This is a genomic window from Xenorhabdus sp. XBWT, from assembly GCF_059072735.1.
Genome location: NZ_CM180990.1, coordinates 59,679 through 79,876, shown reverse-complemented (window position 1 = coordinate 79,876; position 20,198 = coordinate 59,679). Strand labels below are relative to the sequence as shown.

At 42.4% G+C, this 20,198-nt stretch carries 18 protein-coding genes; 14 read left to right on the top strand and 4 right to left on the bottom strand.

The annotated features are described in order from the left end of the window. Positions 1–100: 100 nt before the first annotated feature. A complete protein-coding gene (gene mrcA, locus AC5JQI_RS00355) occupies positions 101–2,632 on the bottom strand; it encodes a peptidoglycan glycosyltransferase/peptidoglycan DD-transpeptidase MrcA (RefSeq protein WP_493913328.1) in 2,532 nt (843 codons plus the stop codon). A gap of 179 nt (positions 2,633–2,811) precedes the next feature. On the opposite strand from mrcA, the gene pilM reads away from it, so the two are divergent. The 11 genes from pilM (at position 2,812) to trpS (ending at position 12,543) form a co-directional block, all read left to right on the top strand. Next, positions 2,812–3,672 carry a type IV pilus biogenesis protein PilM gene (pilM, locus tag AC5JQI_RS00350; RefSeq protein ID WP_493913327.1) on the top strand — a complete coding sequence of 287 codons (861 nt, stop codon included), beginning with the start codon at positions 2,812–2,814 and terminating at the stop codon, positions 3,670–3,672. Beyond that, complete coding sequence (locus AC5JQI_RS00345) at positions 3,669–4,220, top strand: PilN domain-containing protein (protein WP_237387505.1); 552 nt, start codon at positions 3,669–3,671, stop codon at positions 4,218–4,220. The genes pilM and AC5JQI_RS00345 overlap by 4 nt, the downstream gene beginning before the upstream one ends. Continuing rightward, complete coding sequence (locus tag AC5JQI_RS00340; RefSeq protein ID WP_493913326.1) at positions 4,210–4,860, top strand: hypothetical protein; 651 nt, start codon at positions 4,210–4,212, stop codon at positions 4,858–4,860. Before AC5JQI_RS00345 ends, AC5JQI_RS00340 begins: the two co-directional genes overlap by 11 nt. Then, positions 4,857–5,957 carry a type IV pilus secretin PilQ gene (pilQ, locus tag AC5JQI_RS00335; protein ID WP_237387503.1) on the top strand — a complete coding sequence of 367 codons (1,101 nt, stop codon included), beginning with the start codon at positions 4,857–4,859 and terminating at the stop codon, positions 5,955–5,957. The genes AC5JQI_RS00340 and pilQ overlap by 4 nt, the downstream gene beginning before the upstream one ends. Positions 5,958–6,350: 393 nt before the next feature. After that, complete coding sequence (gene aroK, locus AC5JQI_RS00330) at positions 6,351–6,872, top strand: shikimate kinase AroK (RefSeq protein ID WP_038237472.1); 522 nt, start codon at positions 6,351–6,353, stop codon at positions 6,870–6,872. Between the two features lie 45 nt (positions 6,873–6,917). Further along, positions 6,918–8,015, top strand: a complete 1,098-nt coding sequence (aroB, locus tag AC5JQI_RS00325) for a 3-dehydroquinate synthase (RefSeq protein ID WP_493913325.1) — start codon at positions 6,918–6,920, stop codon at positions 8,013–8,015. Between the two features lie 155 nt (positions 8,016–8,170). After that, positions 8,171–9,142: an SPOR domain-containing protein gene (locus AC5JQI_RS00320; protein ID WP_493913324.1), complete on the top strand. Its 972-nt coding sequence runs from the start codon at positions 8,171–8,173 to the stop codon at positions 9,140–9,142. Positions 9,143–9,227: 85 nt separating this feature from the next. Next, positions 9,228–10,046, top strand: coding sequence for an adenine-specific DNA-methyltransferase (gene dam / locus AC5JQI_RS00315; protein WP_493913323.1), 819 nt, complete (start codon positions 9,228–9,230; stop codon positions 10,044–10,046). 58 nt (positions 10,047–10,104) lie between these two features. Next, positions 10,105–10,779 carry a ribulose-phosphate 3-epimerase gene (gene rpe, locus AC5JQI_RS00310; RefSeq protein WP_237387499.1) on the top strand — a complete coding sequence of 225 codons (675 nt, stop codon included), beginning with the start codon at positions 10,105–10,107 and terminating at the stop codon, positions 10,777–10,779. Beyond that, positions 10,779–11,501 (top strand): phosphoglycolate phosphatase, encoded by a 723-nt coding sequence (locus tag AC5JQI_RS00305; RefSeq protein ID WP_237387498.1) that lies wholly within the window; start codon positions 10,779–10,781, stop codon positions 11,499–11,501. The genes rpe and AC5JQI_RS00305 overlap by 1 nt, the downstream gene beginning before the upstream one ends. Positions 11,502–11,505: 4 nt before the next feature. Then, the gene (gene trpS, locus AC5JQI_RS00300) at positions 11,506–12,543 is read left to right on the top strand and encodes a tryptophan--tRNA ligase (RefSeq protein ID WP_493913322.1); all 1,038 of its coding nucleotides are present in this window, start codon (positions 11,506–11,508) and stop codon (positions 12,541–12,543) included. A gap of 113 nt (positions 12,544–12,656) precedes the next feature. Here the strand turns inward: trpS and AC5JQI_RS00295 are convergent, their stop codons facing one another. The 3 genes from AC5JQI_RS00295 to sodA all read right to left on the bottom strand — a co-directional run bounded on the left by AC5JQI_RS00295 (position 12,657) and on the right by sodA (position 15,647). Next, positions 12,657–13,847 carry a TcdA/TcdB catalytic glycosyltransferase domain-containing protein gene (locus AC5JQI_RS00295; RefSeq protein ID WP_493913321.1) on the bottom strand — a complete coding sequence of 397 codons (1,191 nt, stop codon included), beginning with the start codon at positions 13,845–13,847 and terminating at the stop codon, positions 12,657–12,659. Positions 13,848–13,942: 95 nt separating this feature from the next. Then, the gene (yiiM, locus tag AC5JQI_RS00290) at positions 13,943–14,614 is read right to left on the bottom strand and encodes a 6-hydroxyaminopurine reductase (protein WP_237387495.1); all 672 of its coding nucleotides are present in this window, start codon (positions 14,612–14,614) and stop codon (positions 13,943–13,945) included. A 406-nt stretch (positions 14,615–15,020) separates the two neighbouring features. Then, a complete protein-coding gene (sodA, locus tag AC5JQI_RS00285; RefSeq protein ID WP_237387494.1) occupies positions 15,021–15,647 on the bottom strand; it encodes a superoxide dismutase [Mn] in 627 nt (208 codons plus the stop codon). Between the two features lie 371 nt (positions 15,648–16,018). Here sodA and acs point away from each other — a divergent pair, with 371 nt between their 5' ends. The 3 genes from acs to actP all read left to right on the top strand — a co-directional run bounded on the left by acs (position 16,019) and on the right by actP (position 20,096). Continuing rightward, positions 16,019–17,974, top strand: coding sequence for an acetate--CoA ligase (gene acs, locus AC5JQI_RS00280; protein WP_493913320.1), 1,956 nt, complete (start codon positions 16,019–16,021; stop codon positions 17,972–17,974). 152 nt (positions 17,975–18,126) lie between these two features. Continuing rightward, positions 18,127–18,438 (top strand): DUF485 domain-containing protein, encoded by a 312-nt coding sequence (locus AC5JQI_RS00275; protein WP_493913319.1) that lies wholly within the window; start codon positions 18,127–18,129, stop codon positions 18,436–18,438. After that, a complete protein-coding gene (actP, locus tag AC5JQI_RS00270) occupies positions 18,435–20,096 on the top strand; it encodes a cation/acetate symporter ActP (protein ID WP_493913318.1) in 1,662 nt (553 codons plus the stop codon). The genes AC5JQI_RS00275 and actP overlap by 4 nt, the downstream gene beginning before the upstream one ends. The last annotated feature ends 102 nt before the right edge of the window (positions 20,097–20,198 follow it).

The window sequence follows — 20,198 nt, the reverse complement described above, 5'->3', positions numbered from 1 at the left end:
CGTTCAACATTGATACGTTAGCGATAATGAAAGGCCTCACTAATTTCTCAGCGAGGCCTTTTTATCTTTGTTTCCCGTTATCTTTGGACTGGAAACTCAATCAGAACAACTCATGGCTTTCACCATTCTCGGTAACTGTTGTCCCCACATCCGGCATTGCATATCCCATCGGTTGCGTGCCTTCAATGAAATATTCTTTACGGGTATTGCCACCACCGTTAGATAACTTACCCGTTGCCCGATCAATCGTGACGGAAACAATGCCGACAGGCTGCTCCATCATTTTCTCAGGAACACCTTCCAGCACAACCTTCATGAAATCATCCCAGATTGGTTGGGCCGTTTTCGCACCACCTTCACCTTTCAATACCGGAGTACGTCCCAGACTTCTGCTGTGCTCATCAAAGCCAATCCAAACCGTTGCCACCATATCCGGGCCGTAACCGGAGAACCACGCATCTTTCGAACTGTTGGTCGTTCCCGTTTTTCCGCCAATATCACGACGCTTCAAGTCACGGGCAGCACGCCAGCCCGTTCCCATCCAACCCGGTTCACCAAAGACATTGGTATTCAAGGCATCATGGATCAGAAATGCCAGCGGTGTGCTGATAACGTGAGGAGCATACTTCTGGTCATCCGTGTCAGCATTCACTGTTACATGCTCCAGTTTCGGCTGGGACGGCAAGGCTAAGTTTTGCGAAACATCGGAATGAGCCACATCCTCAATGGAATCTTCAGACAATTCGATGGAGCGTGCCGTATCACCATAAATCACCGGAATGTTTTCACATTTCGGACAAGCAATTTTAGGTTTGGCTTCAAACAGGACTTTCCCTTCATCATCTTCAATTTTAGTAATGAAGTAAGGGTCAACCAAGTAACCACCATTCGCCATTACCGCGTAGCCACGCACTAACTGCATTGGTGTAAATGAAGGGGAACCCAGCGCCAAAGATTCTGTGCGAACAACGTTTTCGCCCGGCAAACCAAAGCGTTTCAAATAATCAGCAGCATAATCCACCCCCATTGCCCGCATGGCCCGAACCATTACCACGTTCTTCGATTGTCCCAACCCCTGACGCAGACGAATCGGCCCGTTGTAAGTTGGTGGTGAGTTCTTCGGACGCCAATCTGTTCCTGCACCTGAATCCCAGCGGCTGATAGGAGCATCATTCAACAGCGATGCCAGCGTCAGCCCTTTATCCATCGCAGCGGTGTACAGGAATGGCTTGATATTGGAACCAACCTGACGCAATGATTGCGTCACACGGTTAAATTTACTCAGTTCAAAATCAAACCCACCCACTAGCGCTTCTACCGCACCATCCATCGGATTGATGGAAACCAGCGCTGCGTTGACGTCTGGGAGCTGGGCAAGCCACCAGATGTCATTAACTTTTCTGACCCAAATCTGTTCACCCGCCCGAATGACTTCATTCACGCTACGCGGTGCAGCCCCTTGCAAACCATCGGTTTTGAATGGCCTGGCCCAACGGACACCCGCCATAGTCAGTTCAGCTTTACTACCATCCGTCAGCATGGCTTCTGCTTGGTTAATGCCGGATTCAGTCACAATGGCAGGCAACAGAGGGCCGTATTTAGGCAAAGTTTTCAGCTTATCGATAATCTGCTTTTGGCTCCACGCTGGCTGGCTGGCTATCCATAACACTTCTTGCGCACCGCGATAACCATGACGGACATCGTAATCAATCACATTGGTACGAACGGCATTCACCGCAGCCAGCTGAGCTTTGTGTGTAATCGTAGTATAGACCTTATATCCATCGGTATAAGCGTTTTCACTATAACGATTGATCATTTCCTGACGCGCCATTTCCGTCAGATAAGGCGCTGAGAAAACAATTTGCGGGCCATGATAACGGGCGACCAATTTCTCTTCTTTGGCTTCATTGTATTGACGCTGGGTGATGTACCTCTCTTCCAGCATCCGTCCCAATACCACATTACGGCGGTTCACAGCCCGGTCATAAGAATAAAGCGGGTTAAACGTTGACGGGGCTTTCGGCAATCCGGCAATCATTGCCATCTCACTCAACGTCAGTTCATTGACTGTTTTGCCGAAATAGACTTGAGCCGCAGCACCAACACCATAGGCACGCTGCCCCAGATAGATCTTGTTGAGGTACAACTCAAGAATTTCATCTTTCGTTAGCAGTTGTTCGATCTTAATCGCCAGAAATGCTTCTTTCGCTTTACGTATCAGCGTTTTTTCTGGGCTGAGGAAAAAGTTTCTCGCAAGCTGCTGCGTGATGGTACTCGCTCCCTGAGTAGCATGACCGGACGTCATTACTACAGAAGCCGCACGAATAATCCCGATAGGGTCCACACCATGATGTTCATAAAAACGACTATCTTCTGTGGCGATAAAGGCTTTCATCATCAAGGGGGGCATTTCGGACAAGGTAAGGGGCAAACGACGTTTTTCACCGTATTGGGCTATCAATTCGCCATCAGCACTGAACACCTGCATCGGTGTTTGTAATCGGACATCCTTTAAAGTCGCAACATCAGGCAACTGTGGCTCGATATATTTGTATAAACCAAAAATCGAGGCGGTTCCCAATAAAATGCAAACAACAATAAGGATCAAAAAATACTTTATGAACTTCACCTGAAATTTCTCACGCCATGTTAATCGGGCAGTTTATAAACGATCAGTACATAGTATAAAGGGAACAGTATAAAGGCTATACAGCACTATGAATATGACCTTTTCATGAACAAAATTTTCATAAAAAACGGCTTTCATGAATAACCGTTTTCATTGATAGTAGATAGGGAGATCTCTACATGTATCCATCTAAATGGTATATCGGACTGGATATCCAAGATCATTACATCCGCGCTCTTGCAGCCACTAAGCGTCGTGATGGCTGGCAACTGCGACATTGCTGGCAATACCGCTTATCAAACGAAATTATTTCAGGAGGACGGCTGCAATATCCTGAAAAATTACGTCATATCTTAATGCAATGGCGACAAATATTACCTAAAAATATTAGCCTAAGATTAACACTCCCTGTTCAACAAACCTTACAGAGACAGATCCCCTTACCTAACCATACGACAATGCAAGAACCCGAACTTGGTTGGTTTGTACATGCCTGTGCTGAAAAACAGTTTCCCGTCAGTGACCTTGCGTTGGACTACCGTATTCATGGTCAGCAAGTTTACATCAGCGCCACGCGCCAAAAAGATCTCGAACTCTGGCTGAAATTATTCACGGATATCAATCTATCCCCTGACGCCATTGATATTGCGCCTTGTGCGTTACGTTATGCAGCGAGGCTCGCAGGTATTCCTGATAACAGTTGGCTGGTTCATAAACGCATGATGGACTGGTTATGGGTTTCCCCCGCCAATCATCCTTTTGGCTATGGGCTGATAGCATCACAATCACACCCTGATCTGGCTCAGGTCATCAAGCAATTACCCATTACACCAGAAACAGAAAACTGTGCGATTTATTGCAGCAATGAAGGGGAGGATGAAGAACAAACAACATCAATAAAGGCGATACCTGAACCCACAAAATCAGCTCATCCTTGGCAGATTTTATCAGCATTCCGCCATTATCAGCCTCCGTTACCAAAACAAATAAATGCGTTTATTGTTGCCGCCGGGTTGGCTCTCAGGCCGGATGATCGATGATGTATCAAGTCAATTTTTTACCCTGGCGACAGAAAAAACTGAAACGTCAATGTCAGAAGTGGGGGTTGTTGCTCTGCTTGCAACTCACATTATGGGCTGTTGTGTTGCTGTGTATTTCTACGCAGCAAACCAGCCAAATTGAGCAATATTGCAGGCAATTAACGGAAATTAAGCACCAATCAACACTATTAGGACAAACTATCAAGGAAACGGATCATGCAGTACAACAGCATTATCAATTGAGCCAATTATTACGGAAAAAACAGATATTCATGGAACAGAATAAACGCTACTTACAGTTATTTCGTCAACTTCCCCATTTGTTACCGCAAAACAGCTGGCTTACAGCATTTAGCGATGACAACGGGCAACTCATTTTTACCGCTCATAGCCAAGACTACGCAGAAATCTCCGACTTGTTAGATAACCTGACCGATGATCCGGCTCTCACCAATGTTCAACTTAAAAAAATGACCACGGCTGAAGATCAGATCAAAGTCTTTACTATTGATGCCGACTGGCTGATAGGAGAAGCCCGTGAGAAGTAATTACCTTGAGTGGTTTCATCGACCTGTGTGGCAACAATGCCTATTGCAGCAATTAGTTATCATTTTGCTGCTGATGGGTTTCTATTTTCTTGTTTGGCAGGAAAACCAGCATAAAATCCATGCCTTTCAACGCCATATTACAGAACAACAGAATAATGCCGCACAGTCTCAACAGCGAATCAAAGAGCTGCCATCCTTGTTTGATATTCAGCAGAAAATCCGGCAAATCACGGCAGAGCTTGGCCAAAATAGCTATATTCATTCAAGGGACATTTCGCCAAAGGGTATTCCATCAAAAAATGAATCCCATAAGGTAACCGTACTCAAACGACTTCATTTACCCCTGATCCATTCAGGCAGCCAGCTTATGGAATGGAAAAGCTATAAAGAAAATAATCAGATTTTCTGGCATATCGTACTGTCACTGAATTATGATCAACTTCTCCATTTCCTGAGTGAAATTCAGCAGTTGCAGCCCCCATTACTGATTAAACATCTCACCATAAATCCTATTGATGGCAACCTGATCGTCCGCATCGTTTTATCAGACATGACCTTATCAGACTCAGAACCCCCTGATATGAACCTGCCAAATAAAATACAGCCTGCTCCTGTTAACAGTAATGGGGAGACATCATGAACAGACGACATTCATTGATCCTGCTTATCTGTCTGTTACTGCCAATTTCCGGTTCCTCCATAGAAAATAACCCGGAAACAGAAAACAGCTATAACATAGAAAATCTTTCTGAGGTCGAAAGATCTGTAAGAAATCCGTTTCAGCCCCCCATCAACCCAATAGCAGATGACATGGAATTTTCCTCAACGGAACGACAGGAACAGGAGATCGAATATCAGACAATTACCCTAAAATATGCCGATGCAGAACAGGTTGCAGAACGGCTGCAAAAAAATCGCCCCGCTCTGCTGACAAAATGGGGAAAAGTTGAGCATGACCCCTTGACCAACAGTGTGATACTGGAAGACAAATTTGATGCTATTACCCGTATCAGAAACTGGCTGAAAGAAGTTGATACTCCTAAGCAACAAGTGCAGATTACCGCCCATATTGTTACCAGCAGCAGGGAAGCGTTGCATGAATTGGGGATTCACTGGGGTGTCATCGCCGATCCCTTGAATCGCGCAATCGGGCTAAATCGTTTGAATCTACATCAACCAGCAGGCAATCAGCGCCATCGGTTAGTATTGAATACCGCACGCATTCACGCAAATCTGCTGGAAATGGAGCTTAGCGCACTGGAGCAGGAAAATCAGCTCGATATTATTGCCAGCCCACGGCTGACCGCATCTCACCAACAATCCGCCAGCATCAAGCAAGGTTCAGAAATCCCCTATATTATTCAAGACAAGGACAAAACGACGATCCAGTTTAAAGAAGCAGTATTAGGTATGGAAGTTACACCCCATATTTTGCGGGAGGGTAAAATCCGGCTTGCCCTGAAAATCAGCCAAAACGCACCTGGTTTTCCTATCAGTCAGGGAGGAAATGAAAATCTTGCCATAGATAAACAGGAGATCATAACTCAAGTCACGGTCAGAAATGGAGAAACACTGATTCTGGGCGGTATCTTTCAACAGAAAAAAGCAGCAAACCAGCAAAAAGTCCCTTACCTATCAGATATTCCCCTGATAGGTACATTATTTAATCAAAATGGGGAACAACACAGCCGAAGAGAACTCGTAATTTTTATTACACCTCAATTGATCAACATTTAACCAAATTAAATATATCACATATAAATCAGTATATTATTAAAGTTAATTGTGCTTTTTTTATCAGTTCACCCACCATTTTTCTTGGTCTGGCCTGTTTATGGATTTGACGCTGAGTGTAATTTAGCATACAAGGATTACCTAATTGAGTGAGCAGGTCTAACATCACAAGTAAGAGTCTACAGATATTAGGCTCTCAATCAGCCAGCAAAAGCATGGGTCAGATAACAAAAGCTCGTGCCAGATTTATATAGTTGCAATACAGGTTGATGTGCTGAGATAATTTTCCTATCTGATCTCACATTCTCACTCATGAGGTTTCAGTTTAGGTCCCGCGGCTAATCTGATTGGCGGGGCGGGTTATCATTAACAAATAGTCTTAGTAATACCAAAAACATGGCAGAGAAACGCAATATCTTTCTGGTTGGGCCTATGGGTGCCGGCAAAAGCACTATTGGTCGTCAGTTAGCTCAGCAACTCAATATGGAGTTTTACGACTCTGATCAAGAAATTGAGCGACGTACCGGAGCTGACGTGGGCTGGGTATTTGATGTGGAAGGCGAAGAAGGCTTCCGCGACCGCGAAGAAAAAATAATTAACGAACTGACTGAAAAACAAGGCATTGTATTGGCTACTGGTGGGGGTTCAGTGAAATCGAAAGAAACCCGTAATCGCCTGTCTGCCCGTGGTGTGGTCGTCTATTTAGAAACAACCATCGAAAAACAGTTGGCTCGTACTCAGCGCGATAAAAAACGCCCTTTACTTCAGGTTGACGCACCAGCACGTGAAGTTTTAGAAAATTTGGCTGATGAGCGTAATCCTCTTTACGAGGAAATTGCTGACGTGACTATTCGTACGGATGAGCAAAGCGCCAAAGTCGTCGCTAACCAAATCATTGAATTATTGGAAAAAAACTGATTATAGCGGATTCACTCTGCGGCAAACGATAAGGCGAAAGCTGATATGGAACAAGTGACTGTTACGTTAGGTGAAAGAAGCTATCCGATTACCATAGCCGAAGATCTATTTTCTACCAATGAGGCGTTCAAGCCCTTACAAGCAGGCCAACAGGTCATGATTGTAACTAATGAAACGCTGGCTTCCCTGTATCTTGAGCAGGTGAAATCCACATTGCAGGAAATGGGGCTTCGGGTAGATGAGGTTATCTTGCCTGACGGCGAACAGTACAAATCGCTTTTTGTGCTCAACGACATATTTTCTGCCCTGCTGGAAAATAATCATGGTCGTGACACAACGCTTATCGCTCTCGGTGGTGGTGTAATCGGTGATATGACGGGGTTTGCCGCAGCCAGTTATCAGCGCGGCACTCGTTTCATCCAAGTACCCACCACATTACTTTCTCAGGTTGACTCTTCTGTCGGCGGAAAAACAGGGGTCAACCATCCCCTCGGCAAAAACATGATTGGGGCTTTTTACCAACCAACTTCTGTGGTTGTCGATCTCAATTGTCTGAAAACATTGCCAGCTCAAGAGTTATATGCTGGCCTGGCTGAAGTCATCAAATATGGCATCATTCTGGACGGTGAATTCTTTAGCTGGCTTGAAGACAATATTGAGAAATTACTGGCTCTCGATAACCAATCAATGGCTTATTGCATTCGTCGCTGTTGTGAACTTAAGGCAATGGTTGTCACAGCTGATGAGCAAGAACGCAGTGGAATACGGGCGCTGTTAAACCTTGGTCACACCTTTGGCCATGCAATTGAAGCTGAAATGGGTTACGGTGTCTGGCTGCATGGCCAGGCTGTTGCTGCTGGCATGGTAATGGCGGCACGAGCTTCTGAGCTTGTCGGTACATTTTCACAACAAGAGACTCAACGTATTATCCTCTTGCTGGAACGCGCAAAACTACCTGTCAACGGCCCAGTGGAAATGTCCCCAGACGACTACTTGCCTCATATGATGCGCGATAAAAAAGTCTCCGCAGGAAAATTGCATTTAGTGCTGCCTACAGCTATTGGAGAAGCCAAACTTCGTTCTGATATTAGGAAAGAAGTTATATTGGAGGCTATTCACCTATGTCAACCATCCACCAACTAAAATACGTGATTATCTGAATGATGAATCATTCCTTAGCTGTTATGCTATAAAATAGCTACATTATCTATCAGATAGTGCATTATCGGTTTTAGTTAGGTCAGGCTGCCAAACCTCTTAAATAGTAATTGGCAGTATTATCTCTGCTGGGAGGGCATATGGACGAATTAGAATCAGAAAAAAAACAAAAGACAGAAACTGAATTTAAACCCGATACTTCTGATCGTCGCCCTCCGCGATCGAAACGCCAATCCAATCAGCCTAAATTTGCAGTATCCCGTCAGCAAATGATGATAGGTGTTGGCATTCTGGTACTTTTGCTTCTGATTATTGCCATCAGCTCTGCATTAAAATCACCAACTGAGCATGAAAAACAGCAGTCTTCAAATGCAACCGAAAAGAGTATCGACCTTTCTGGTTCCCCCACATTCTCTGATAATCAACAAGATAGCGGTCAGGAAAATCAATCTGTGCCTGCTACCAATAGTACAGCTAATAACGCACATGAAATCGGCTTACCACCGCCGATTAGCAGTACCCCAAGCAGAGAGCTTCCTCCAACGACTGGAACCGGTGGCTATAACCAGCGTATAGAATTACCCGGTGATATTACTGATGCTTTGAATCAACAACAGAGTAATATCAATAATTCAGTACAAAACAATCTGGCTCCGTCACAGACCAAACCTGTAAAACCCGTGGTCACTCCATCTGTTGAGCAGAAAAAACCAGAAAAAATAACACCACCAAGAATAGAAAATAAGGGAAGAGAAGAAAATCCGCCCAAGGCAGCGGCTAAGCCTGTCACAAATCATCACCAAACCAATAAAAAGAGCGGGGCTGATGCAGGTGGTGATTTACTGAAAGCTCCCGCCAACCGATTCACACTCCAGCTGAGCAGCGCTAGTCGCTACGATACCTTAGTTGCTTTCGCTAAAAAACATAACCTTTCTAATTATAAGGTTTATGAAACTAAACGTGACGGTAAAACATGGTTTATCTTGATTCACGGTAACTATAGTTCCGTTTCTGATGCAAAAAACGCCATTTCTTCATTCCCTGCGGAAGTTCAAGCCAAAAAACCATGGGTCAGGAAACTACAACAAGTTCAGCAAGATCTGAAAAAATAAAACTATTTTGATTAGGCGCTGATATGCGGTCCTAAACAGAGTACAATCTGCGGCTCTGAAATTATTGAATAACTAGTTTGGCGGCATGAAAAAAAAACGCGCTTTCTTAAAATGGGCCGGTGGAAAATACCCCTTGGTAGATGATATTAAACGTCATTTGCCAGAGGGCGATTGCTTGATTGAGCCATTTGTTGGCGCAGGCTCGGTATTCCTAAATACCGATTATGATTCTTACATCTTGTCAGACATCAACAGTGATCTGATCAATTTGTACAACACCGTAAAATCTCGTGCGGATGAATTTATTAGTCATGCCCGTCCACTATTCTCATCGGAATTCAACAACTCCGAAACCTTTTATCGCCTGAGAGAAGAGTTCAACAAAAGCAAAGATCCCTTTCGCCGCAGTCTGTTGTTTCTTTACCTCAACCGCCACTGTTATAACGGTCTTTGCCGTTATAATTCACGGGGGGAGTTCAATGTTCCTTTCGGGCGCTATAAAAAACCTTATTTTCCGGAAAATGAGCTTTACTGGTTTGCAGAAAAGTCCCAAAAGGCAACTTTCATCTGCCAACATTATGAAACTGCACTAAATAATGCGCCAAAAGGCGCTGTAGTTTACTGTGATCCTCCATATGCCCCACTTTCGTCCACGGCTAATTTTACAGCTTACCATACAAATAATTTTAACCTTCTGGATCAAGAAAATCTGGCTCATATAGCCTATCATCTCTCGTCTCAACAAAGCATTCCGGTACTCATTTCCAATCATGACACACCGATAACCCGGGAATGGTATCATCAAGCTTCCCTTTACATTGTTAAAGCCCGTCGGACAATAAGTAGAAATATTCTTGCCCGAAGTAAAGTTGATGAACTTTTGGCGTTATACTGCCTGAAGTAATTGAGGTTTCCTTCCCCTAAAATTAAGGGGATAAAACAATGAATTGGAGATGATAATAATGAAGAAAAACTTTCTGATCGCCCCATCCATTCTATCCGCTGATTTTGCCCGCTTAGGTGAAGATACCGCTAAGGTTCTGGCAGCAGGCGCTGACGTTGTGCATTTTGATGTCATGGATAATCACTATGTGCCAAATTTGACCATCGGCCCGATGGTCTGTCAGGCGCTACGTAATTATGGTATCACTGCCCCGATTGATGTTCATCTCATGGTAAAACCGGTTGATAGCATTATCCCTGATTTTGCCAAGGCTGGTGCAACCTATATCACTTTCCACCCTGAGGCGAGCGAACATGTTGATCGCACCTTACAACTCATCAAAGAACATGGGTGTAAAGCGGGTTTAGTTTTCAATCCCGCAACCCCCCTCAGTTACCTTGATTATGTTCTGGATAAGCTGGATGTGATTTTACTGATGTCGGTTAACCCTGGTTTCGGCGGTCAATCTTTCATTCCAGAAACACTGAACAAGCTGCGTCAGGTACGCAAAATTATTGATGACAGCGGATATGATATCCGTCTTGAAGTTGATGGCGGCATTAAACCTAGTAATATTGCCGAAGCAGCTCAGGCGGGTGCAGATATGTTCGTTGCTGGTTCAGCTATTTTCAGCCAGCCAGATTACAAAGCGGTTATTGATGAAATGCGCAGTGAATTATCAAAGGTAGCATAATGACAAATAATGTCGTGAAAGAAATCCGGGTTATTGCATTTGATCTGGATGGCACACTGGTGGATAGTGTTGACGGTCTAGCAGATGCGTTGGATCAGGCCTTGATTGCCAAAGGATTGCCTGCGGCGGGTAAAAAGCAGGTCGCTGTCTGGGTAGGCAACGGGGCTGATGTCATGGTTGAACGTGCATTGAAATGGGCGGGTGTGGAACCTTCCCCTGAATTGCATAATGAAACTCGCAAACTGTTTGATGCGTTTTATGAAACCAGCGTAACAACAGGCAGTAAGCTGTTTCCTCAGGTCAAAGAGACTCTGGCTGAGTTGGCAAAACATAATTTGCCCATGGCGATTATCACCAATAAACCAACACCTTTTATTGCCCCATTGCTGGAATCATTGGGTATCAGTGAATATTTTTCATTGGTGCTGGGGGGTGACGATGTCAAAGAGAAGAAACCCCATCCCGCTCCACTCTATCTCACAATGGGAATATTTGGTTTACATAAAGAAGAATTGCTTTTTGTTGGCGATTCCCGTAATGATATTTTGGCTGCACAATCAGCGGGTTGCCCTTGTGTCGGCTTGACCTATGGATATAACTACGGAGAATCAATAGCATTAAGCCATCCAACTTATGTGCTAAACCATTTTTCGGATTTACTCCCAACGATTGGACTATCCACTTTGAAACTATTATCCACTTCTAAAAGACAGGAAGCATAATAAAATGAATGAACCCACTGCAATGAAACCAAACTCCCAAAAACCTATTGTATTCAGCGGCGCGCAACCTTCCGGTGAATTGACCATCGGTAACTATATGGGGGCGTTACGTCAGTGGGTTAAAATGCAAGATGATTACGATTGCATCTACTGTATCGTTAACCAGCACGCCATTACTGTACGCCAAGATCCTACTGAACTGAAAAAACGCACATTGGATACACTGGCACTTTACCTTGCTTGTGGTATTGATCCAAAGAAAAGCACTATCTTCGTTCAGTCACATGTACCACAACATTCTCAGTTGGCCTGGGTTCTGAACTGCTACGCCTATTTTGGTGAACTGAGCCGTATGACTCAGTTTAAAGATAAATCATCCCGTCATTCAGAAAATATCAACGCAGGCCTATTTGATTACCCTGTACTGATGGCTTCTGATATTTTGCTTTATCAGGCTAATCAGATCCCAGTGGGCAGTGACCAGAAGCAGCATCTTGAATTATCCCGTGATTTGGCGCTGCGTTTTAATGCCTTATATGGCGATATCTTCACGATACCAGAGCCATTCATTCCACAAGGCGGTGGTGCTCGTGTAATGTCATTGCAAGATCCGGCCAAGAAAATGTCGAAGTCCGATGATAACCGCAGTAACGTGATTGCTTTATTGGAAGATCCAAAGTCCGTCGCGAAGAAAATCAAGCGCGCCGTTACCGACTCTGACGAGCCACCTTGTGTACGCTATGATCTGGAAAACAAGCCAGGCGTTTCCAATTTACTGGATATTCTTGCTGGTGTAACAGGTAAAACTATCCCTGAACTGGAAGCTGAGTTTGAAGGCAAAATGTACGGGCATTTGAAAAGTGCTGTTGCCGACGCAGTAAGCGAAATGCTGACTGGTTTGCAGGAACGCTACCATCATTTCCGTAATGATGAAGTATTGCTTAACCAAATCATGGCAGAAGGAACGGCTAAGGCACAGGCTCGTGCTCAAGCGACCTTGGATAAAGTCTATGATGCTGTAGGCCTACTCGCCCATCCGTAATAGGATAAATAAATGCCAAAGAATATTAATTTATTCTTTGGCATATCTTTTTAACTGAGTTCTTGGCATTTTCAATTTTGCATTACCATTTTTATTTTTATAATAAGATATAGTTATTTTTTTCTTCTTATTACGTTAGCCCAATTTGCATCACTATTAACTCTTTTAAACATTAAATCTAACCTACTATTCATTTGCCAATCTTTTGGAGGACTAATAACATCAATTTCATGTTGGTTACCCAATTCTTTGTTTTTAACGATAGAAAAAAGTTCTTGATACGACTGTGGCCCAGTCATATCAACAGTCAAATTAAGACGGCGGTTTCTGCGATACTCAAGTGTGTTTATAGAAGGTAAATTAGGAACAATACCCGTTCTCCATTTCGAGCTTAATGTTTTATCGTCTTCATTATAAGAATTTTTTCTAATATTACTGGCCATAAAAACTAAAAGAGCCATAACTTTTTCTGATTGAGGTTGTGCAGCAATAATTCCATTTGCAAACTCATTGTAAACTAACTGTTTTATTCTACAGGAATCGAGATATCTTATATTCCATTTTTCATCACTCTTGCTCACTCTTCCCCATCCCATTCCATGACAATCACCAAAACCTATATCCGATTCAAGTTCTAACTTTTCAAACCTTGCTCTTCTCTTAAAGCGCTTTTCAAAAGGTAAATTTTTATCAAAAACATGGGATTTAGTGTGCTTGATATCTGGATCAGTGAGTTCAACATCAACATCCAGATATATTCCTCCTTCCATATACAAAATAGCCAAACGAGCAATATCACAGGCAGATGCATAGTTTTTAAAATCACCATGCATTTGCAGATTAAATACATGATGTAAGAAGTGCATTATCTTTGAATAATCATAATGAGGTGTATCAGAATAGTTTTTATGAAATAAACGATGTAAGAAACTCACTCTCGTAGAGTCTTTATTAGTGTTTATATCAAATTTGGTTAAATGATTTTTCTTCCTTTCATATAAATCACGCATAAAATCAGTACGAGTAAGATATGAAGCCTGACTAATTAAGAAAGAAAACGCAGTTTCAATATTCCTATATCTAAACTCTCTTACAAAGATTTCTCCAACATCAACAATATTTCCATTATAGCTGAAGGTAAGATTTCTCAACGTATGTGATATTAATGATTCTACATTCTTTATTCCCCAAATGTTAACCTCAAACCCAGGATTCTCTGATTTTATTTCTATGATACGCCTTAAATCTCTCTCAGATATTTTATTACCAACCCAAAAATAATGAATTTTCTTTGGAATATTCATAAATCACCTATTAGCTATGGTTGATACTTTAATGATAACGATAATATGGTTGTCGTCAGTTGTGCTCTAATGGTATGTTTTTATGATTTTCTTAATTATTTCCCAAATAAACGACGATTAAAATCCTCAATTTTCCCATGCAATATGCGTTGTTGCATCGTCAGATTCCAACTGGCAGACAACCCTGCCGCCCCCATTAAACGACGATATTGCTCTTCATCAAATGGGCTATGAAAAGCAATGGAAATAGCTTCCTGAACAGAAACATCGCTGTTTCGACTTAATAACCTTATTGGCTCACTTGTACTCACAAAACCCGGAGAGATAACCCGATATAACCAGCCACAGCGCCCATTATTTTGCATCATCGCAGCAAAATCACTGACATAGGTAACTAAATTGAGTTTATAACAAGGAGAGCGTGGTTGAGTTATCTGAATCAGAGTTTCACCCCATTGAAAAATATCGCCAATATAGACATTATCTTCAGTCATCCCTTCAGTTGATATATTTTCACCAAACAAAGGAGAGGCAATCAATTCAATTAACTCAGGAAATTGTCTTTTCCAAAACAAATAGTGTTCTCTTGGATAGTGACAAAGCGCTCGATCAGGCCCGCCATGAAAACGCGTTTCTGCTTGTTCATCACCTTCCAGACCAAGAGAAGTGAGCTGTAAACGACCATTAACCAACAGCTTACTAATTGCACTGGCACCCAATTTTTTAGAGGATATTGTTTTGCCTCTATATACCTGTGGGTAATACATTTCAGCTCCAACTCCTCCTCAATAGACGAGTATAAATATTACTCTGATAGAATAAACGCGGCAAGCTTCGCTTTAGTTCGTCATAGCAGGGAGCTAGTACACTGTTTTTATGACCTTTTAAGGATTACTATATTGAGATGTGTGGATTATCTAGAATTTAATTTGGCAAAATTACAATCAATCAAATGCTTATTTGAACTTTAATGGTGAACTATACAGTTAAAGCATTATATTTACATTATAAGGTCAAATATCAATCAAAGAGTGCTCCCGCCCTGTTCATTATGGAGGATAGTAAAAACGGATAGGGATGCCAAATAAAATCATAGAGAAAAAATGTTATGAAAAAATAAAAATGCTGATCACTGTAGTGACCAGCATTATCAAGGAAAGTGTTTTTTAACGCTTATTTAATTTTTTCTTCATAACGTTTTGCTGCTTCGTCCCAATTTACAACATACCAAAATGCTTTGATGTAGTCAGGACGGCGGTTCTGATATTTCAGGTAATAGGCGTGTTCCCAAACATCCAGACCCACAATCGGGTAACCGGAAGCACCCGCTATTTCATCACCCATCAGAGGGCTATCCTGATTGGCTGTTGAAACAACAGCCAGTTTGCCATCCTTTTTCAGAACCAGCCACGCCCAGCCAGAGCCAAAACGAGTTGCTGCCGCCTGCTCGAACTCTTTCTTAAAGCTGTCAATACTTCCAAAATCACGCTCAATAGCTGCTTTTAGAGTACCACTCAAGACCGTTCCTAGTTTTAATCCCTTCCAAAACATACTGTGGTTCGAATGCCCACCCGCATTATTGCGAACAAAAGTGCGCTTATCGGCGGGAAATTTATCGAGCTGTTGAATTAAATTATCAATATCTAATTCACTTAATTCAGGAAAGGCTTCCAAAGCAGTATTTGTGTTAGTGACATAAGTCTGATGGTGTTTGGTATGGTGAATTTCCATCGTTTGCTTATCGAAATGAGGCTCTAACGCATCATAAGGATAAGGTAGAGAAGGCAGTGAATAGCTCATGTCATATCTCCAGTTGTTTAGAATGTATAAAGCTCACACCTTGTGAATAACGCATTTATTATAGTGAATTCAACAACAATGAAAATGATAATCAATTCCATAGATTTCTTATGGTTTCCATTACACATCTAAGTTTCACACCCCAATTAGATTAAAGAACCAAAAAACAAATAAAATAAAGCGTATTAACCCAATGTAAAATATTTTAACCTTACTTAATTTCAATTAAATAAGACACATTAAATGATCATTCCATGAAATTCATTTTCTTTATTGCGTGATCTTCCGCGCAAAAAAGAAACAAAAATTCCTCATGCGCTTTAGTTAACCTTGTTTTGACATAGTATTAACAATTGCAAGGAGATAAAAATATGACTCAAATAATCAAGCATCTTATTCCTGCTGATATTGCAGATACGGCCCTGATAAGCAAGCAACAATATCTACAAGACTACCAATGGTCACTACAAGATCCTGAAGGGTTCTGGGGTGAAAAAGGTAAGATTGTGGATTGGATAAAGCCCTATACCAAGGTCAAAAATACCTCTTTCGATCCGGGGCATATCAGCGTCCGCTGGTTTGAAGACGGTACTCTGAATTTAAGTGCCAACTGTCTTGATCGCCACTTACAAGAGCGTGGCGATAAAACTGCTATTATCTGGGAGGGAGATAATCCCACAGAATCACGTCATGTTACTTATCGTGAATTACATCATGACGTCAGCCAATTCGCCAATGTATTGAAAAAAATTGGGGTCAAAAAAGGTGATGTCGTAGCCATTTATATGCCAATGGTGCCAGAAGCCGCAGTTGCAATGTTGGCTTGTACCCGCATCGGGGCTATCCATTCCGTAATTTTTGGCGGTTTCTCTCCTGATGCCATTGCAAGCAGAGTGATCGATTCCAATGCTAAGCTCGTTGTTACCGCAGATGAAGGTTTGCGAGCGGGTCGTACGATTCCACTGAAAAAGAATGTCGATGAAGCATTGAGCAATCCAGATGTGACCGACGTCACTAATGTGATTGTCTTCAGGCGTACCGGAAATATCAAAAACTGGCATGACGGCCGTGACTTATGGTGGCATGAACTTATCGAAAATGTCAGTTCAGATTGCCCTGCCGAAGAGATAAATGCCGAAGATCCATTGTTTATCCTTTATACCTCTGGCTCAACAGGGAAACCAAAAGGCGTTCTACATACGACTGGCGGTTATCTGGTCTATGCTTCTTTGACTTTTAAATACACGTTTGATTATCGTCCCGGAGAAATTTACTGGTGTACGGCAGACGTGGGCTGGGTTACCGGGCATAGTTATCTGCTATATGGTCCACTATCCTGCGGTGCTACTACCTTAATGTTTGAAGGTGTACCTAACTATCCCGATGTAAATCGTCTTTGTCAGGTTGTTGATAAGCATCAGGTTAATATTCTTTATACCGCACCAACCGCTATCAGGGCATTAATGGCTGAAGGAGATAAAGCCATAGTAGGAACAAAACGCACGTCATTGCGCATTATGGGTTCTGTTGGTGAGCCGATTAACCCAGAAGCATGGGAGTGGTATTACCAAAAGATAGGTAACAGTAAATGCCCAATCGTGGATACTTGGTGGCAAACCGAAACAGGCGGATTCATGATCACGCCACTGCCTGGTGCAACCGACCTCAAAGCAGGCTCCGCTACTCTGCCATTCTTTGGTGTCAGTCCAGCTCTGGTCGATAACTCTGGAGAAATATTGGAGGGAGAGAATGAAGGCAATCTTGTAATGACAGATTCTTGGCCGGCACAGGCACGAACTTTATATGGCGATCATGAACGTTTTGAACAAACTTACTTTTCCACTTTTAAAGGAATGTATTTCAGTGGCGATGGTGCCCGGCGTGATGAAGATGGCTATTACTGGATCACGGGTCGGGTCGATGATGTTCTGAATATTTCAGGGCATCGTTTGGGAACCGCAGAAATTGAGTCTGCTCTGGTTTCTCATCCCAAAATTGCAGAAGCTGCTGTCGTTGGTATTCCTCATCATATCAAAGGACAAGCTATTTACGCCTATGTCACGCTAATTCATGGTGAAGAGCCTTCTCCAGAATTGTATACCGAGGTCAGAAATTGGGTCCGTAAAGAAATAGGTCCAATTGCAACACCCGATATCCTCCATTGGACTGACTCGCTTCCCAAAACACGTTCCGGAAAAATCATGCGGCGTATTCTGCGTAAAATTGCGGCAGGGGATACCAGTAACTTAGGAGATACCTCCACTTTGGCCGATCCGGGAGTGGTTGAAAAATTGCTGGAAGAAAAACAATCTATAAATATGTCGTAAAAAACATTTCGTAAAACAAATAGGCCGCCAAAAGGCGGCTTAAATAACGTATCACCAAAAGTAACAATTGTGCAGGGACGTAGATACTGATATCTGGCACTTGGTGATGTGACTTAAGGTGTGTCGTTTAAAATCAACAAGGAGACACTCTGATGAATAACGACATTTATCAAGAGATTGAAAATAATCCCCGCTTTAAGGAATTAATTAAGAAACGAGGACATTTTGCCTGGCTGCTATCCATCATTATGTTAGTGATTTATGTTGGCTTTATTTTTCTGATTGCCTTTGCTCCTGAATGGCTTGGGACACAACTCCATGAAGATACCAATATGACTCGTGGCATACCTGTCGGTATCGGGATTATCTTTGCTTCTTTCATATTGACGGGGATTTATGTTGCGCGCGCGAATGGCGAGTTTGATCGCCTGATATCAACTATTATCAATGAGGTAAGAAAATGAAAAAAATTGTATTTTCAGTAATGCCTCTATTTTCCTACCTCTTTCCTGTCTTAGCACAAGCCGATGCCATTTCAGGTAATGTAGTGAAACAACCCTTGAATATTCAGGCAATAGTCATGTTTTTGTTATTCGTTGGGTTAACTCTTGGTATTACTTATTGGGCTTCAAAAAGAACTATTTCACGCTCCGATTATTATACGGCAGGCGGACGCATTACAGGGTTTCAAAATGGTATGGCTATTGCCGGTGACTATATGTCAGCAGCCTCTTTTCTAGGGATTTCAGCATTAGTTTATACCTCAGGTTATGATGGACTGATCTATTCGATCGGTTTCCTCGTTGGGTGGCCAATTATTCTATTTCTCATTGCTGAAAGATTAAGGAATCTAGGTCGTTATACATTTGCCGATGTTGCTTCTTACCGACTGAAACAGCGCCCAATCCGTACGTTATCTGCAATGGGTTCACTGGTTGTTGTCTCGTTATATCTGATAGCCCAAATGGTCGGGGCAGGGAAACTTATCGAATTGTTATTTGGCTTGAATTATTTCGTTGCTGTTGTTCTGGTCGGTATTTTAATGGTGCTTTATGTACTATTTGGCGGAATGCTGGCAACAACATGGGTACAGATCATTAAAGCAATTCTGTTGCTGGCTGGAGCAACATTTATGGCTCTGATGGTCATGAAAATGGTAAATTTCAATTTCAATGCCCTGTTTAAGGAAGCCATTGCAGTGCATTCTCTTGGATCCGCAATCATGAGTCCGGGAGGATTGGTATCCGATCCTATATCTGCACTCTCTTTAGGATTGGCGCTAATGTTCGGTACTGCCGGATTACCGCACATCATTATGCGATTTTTTACCGTCAGCGATGCTAAAGAAGCCCGCAAAAGTGTTTTCTATGCCACTGGTTTTATAGGTTATTTTTATATACTAACGTTCATTATCGGATTTGGTGCAATTTTATTGGTCAGCGCCAATCCTTCATTTAAAGATGCAAGCGGCGCATTAATTGGTGGAACTAATATGGCTGCTGTTCATCTGGCAAGTGCCGTTGGCGGTGATTTTTTCCTTGGCTTTATCTCAGCAGTTGCTTTTGCCACTATTTTAGCCGTCGTCGCAGGATTAACACTCGCCGGTGCTTCAGCTGTTTCTCATGATCTCTATGCCAATGTCATTAAGCAAGGGCAAGCCAATGAACGGGATGAGTTGAAAGTCTCCAAAATTACCGTCGTTATTCTGGGATTCGTTGCTATTAGCTTAGGTATTTTGTTCGAAAAACAGAATATTGCTTTTATGGTCGGTTTAGCATTTTCCATCGCTGCAAGTTGTAATTTCCCTATTATTTTTCTGTCAATGTACTGGAGCAAGCTGACAACACGAGGAGCTCTGATTGGTGGGGGACTGGGATTACTGACAGCAGTTGTTTTAATGATCCTTGGCCCTACTATTTGGGTCAGTATTCTTGGGCACGAAAAACCAATTTATCCTTATGAATATCCAGCGCTATTTTCCATGTTTATAGCATTTATCGGAGCATGGTTATTCTCTGTTACAGATATATCAGAACAAGGATTGCAGGAAAGAAAAATGTTTCGCAACCAATTTATTCGCTCACAGACAGGAATTGGAATTGAGCAAGGAGAGGTACATTGATAAAAATGCATTACTCTATCTAAATCTAAGAGCGCAACATAAATGATTTTCCTAAAATGCAACGCTTAGTTTTCTTCAAACGCAAAAAAGCCATCCGGTAAA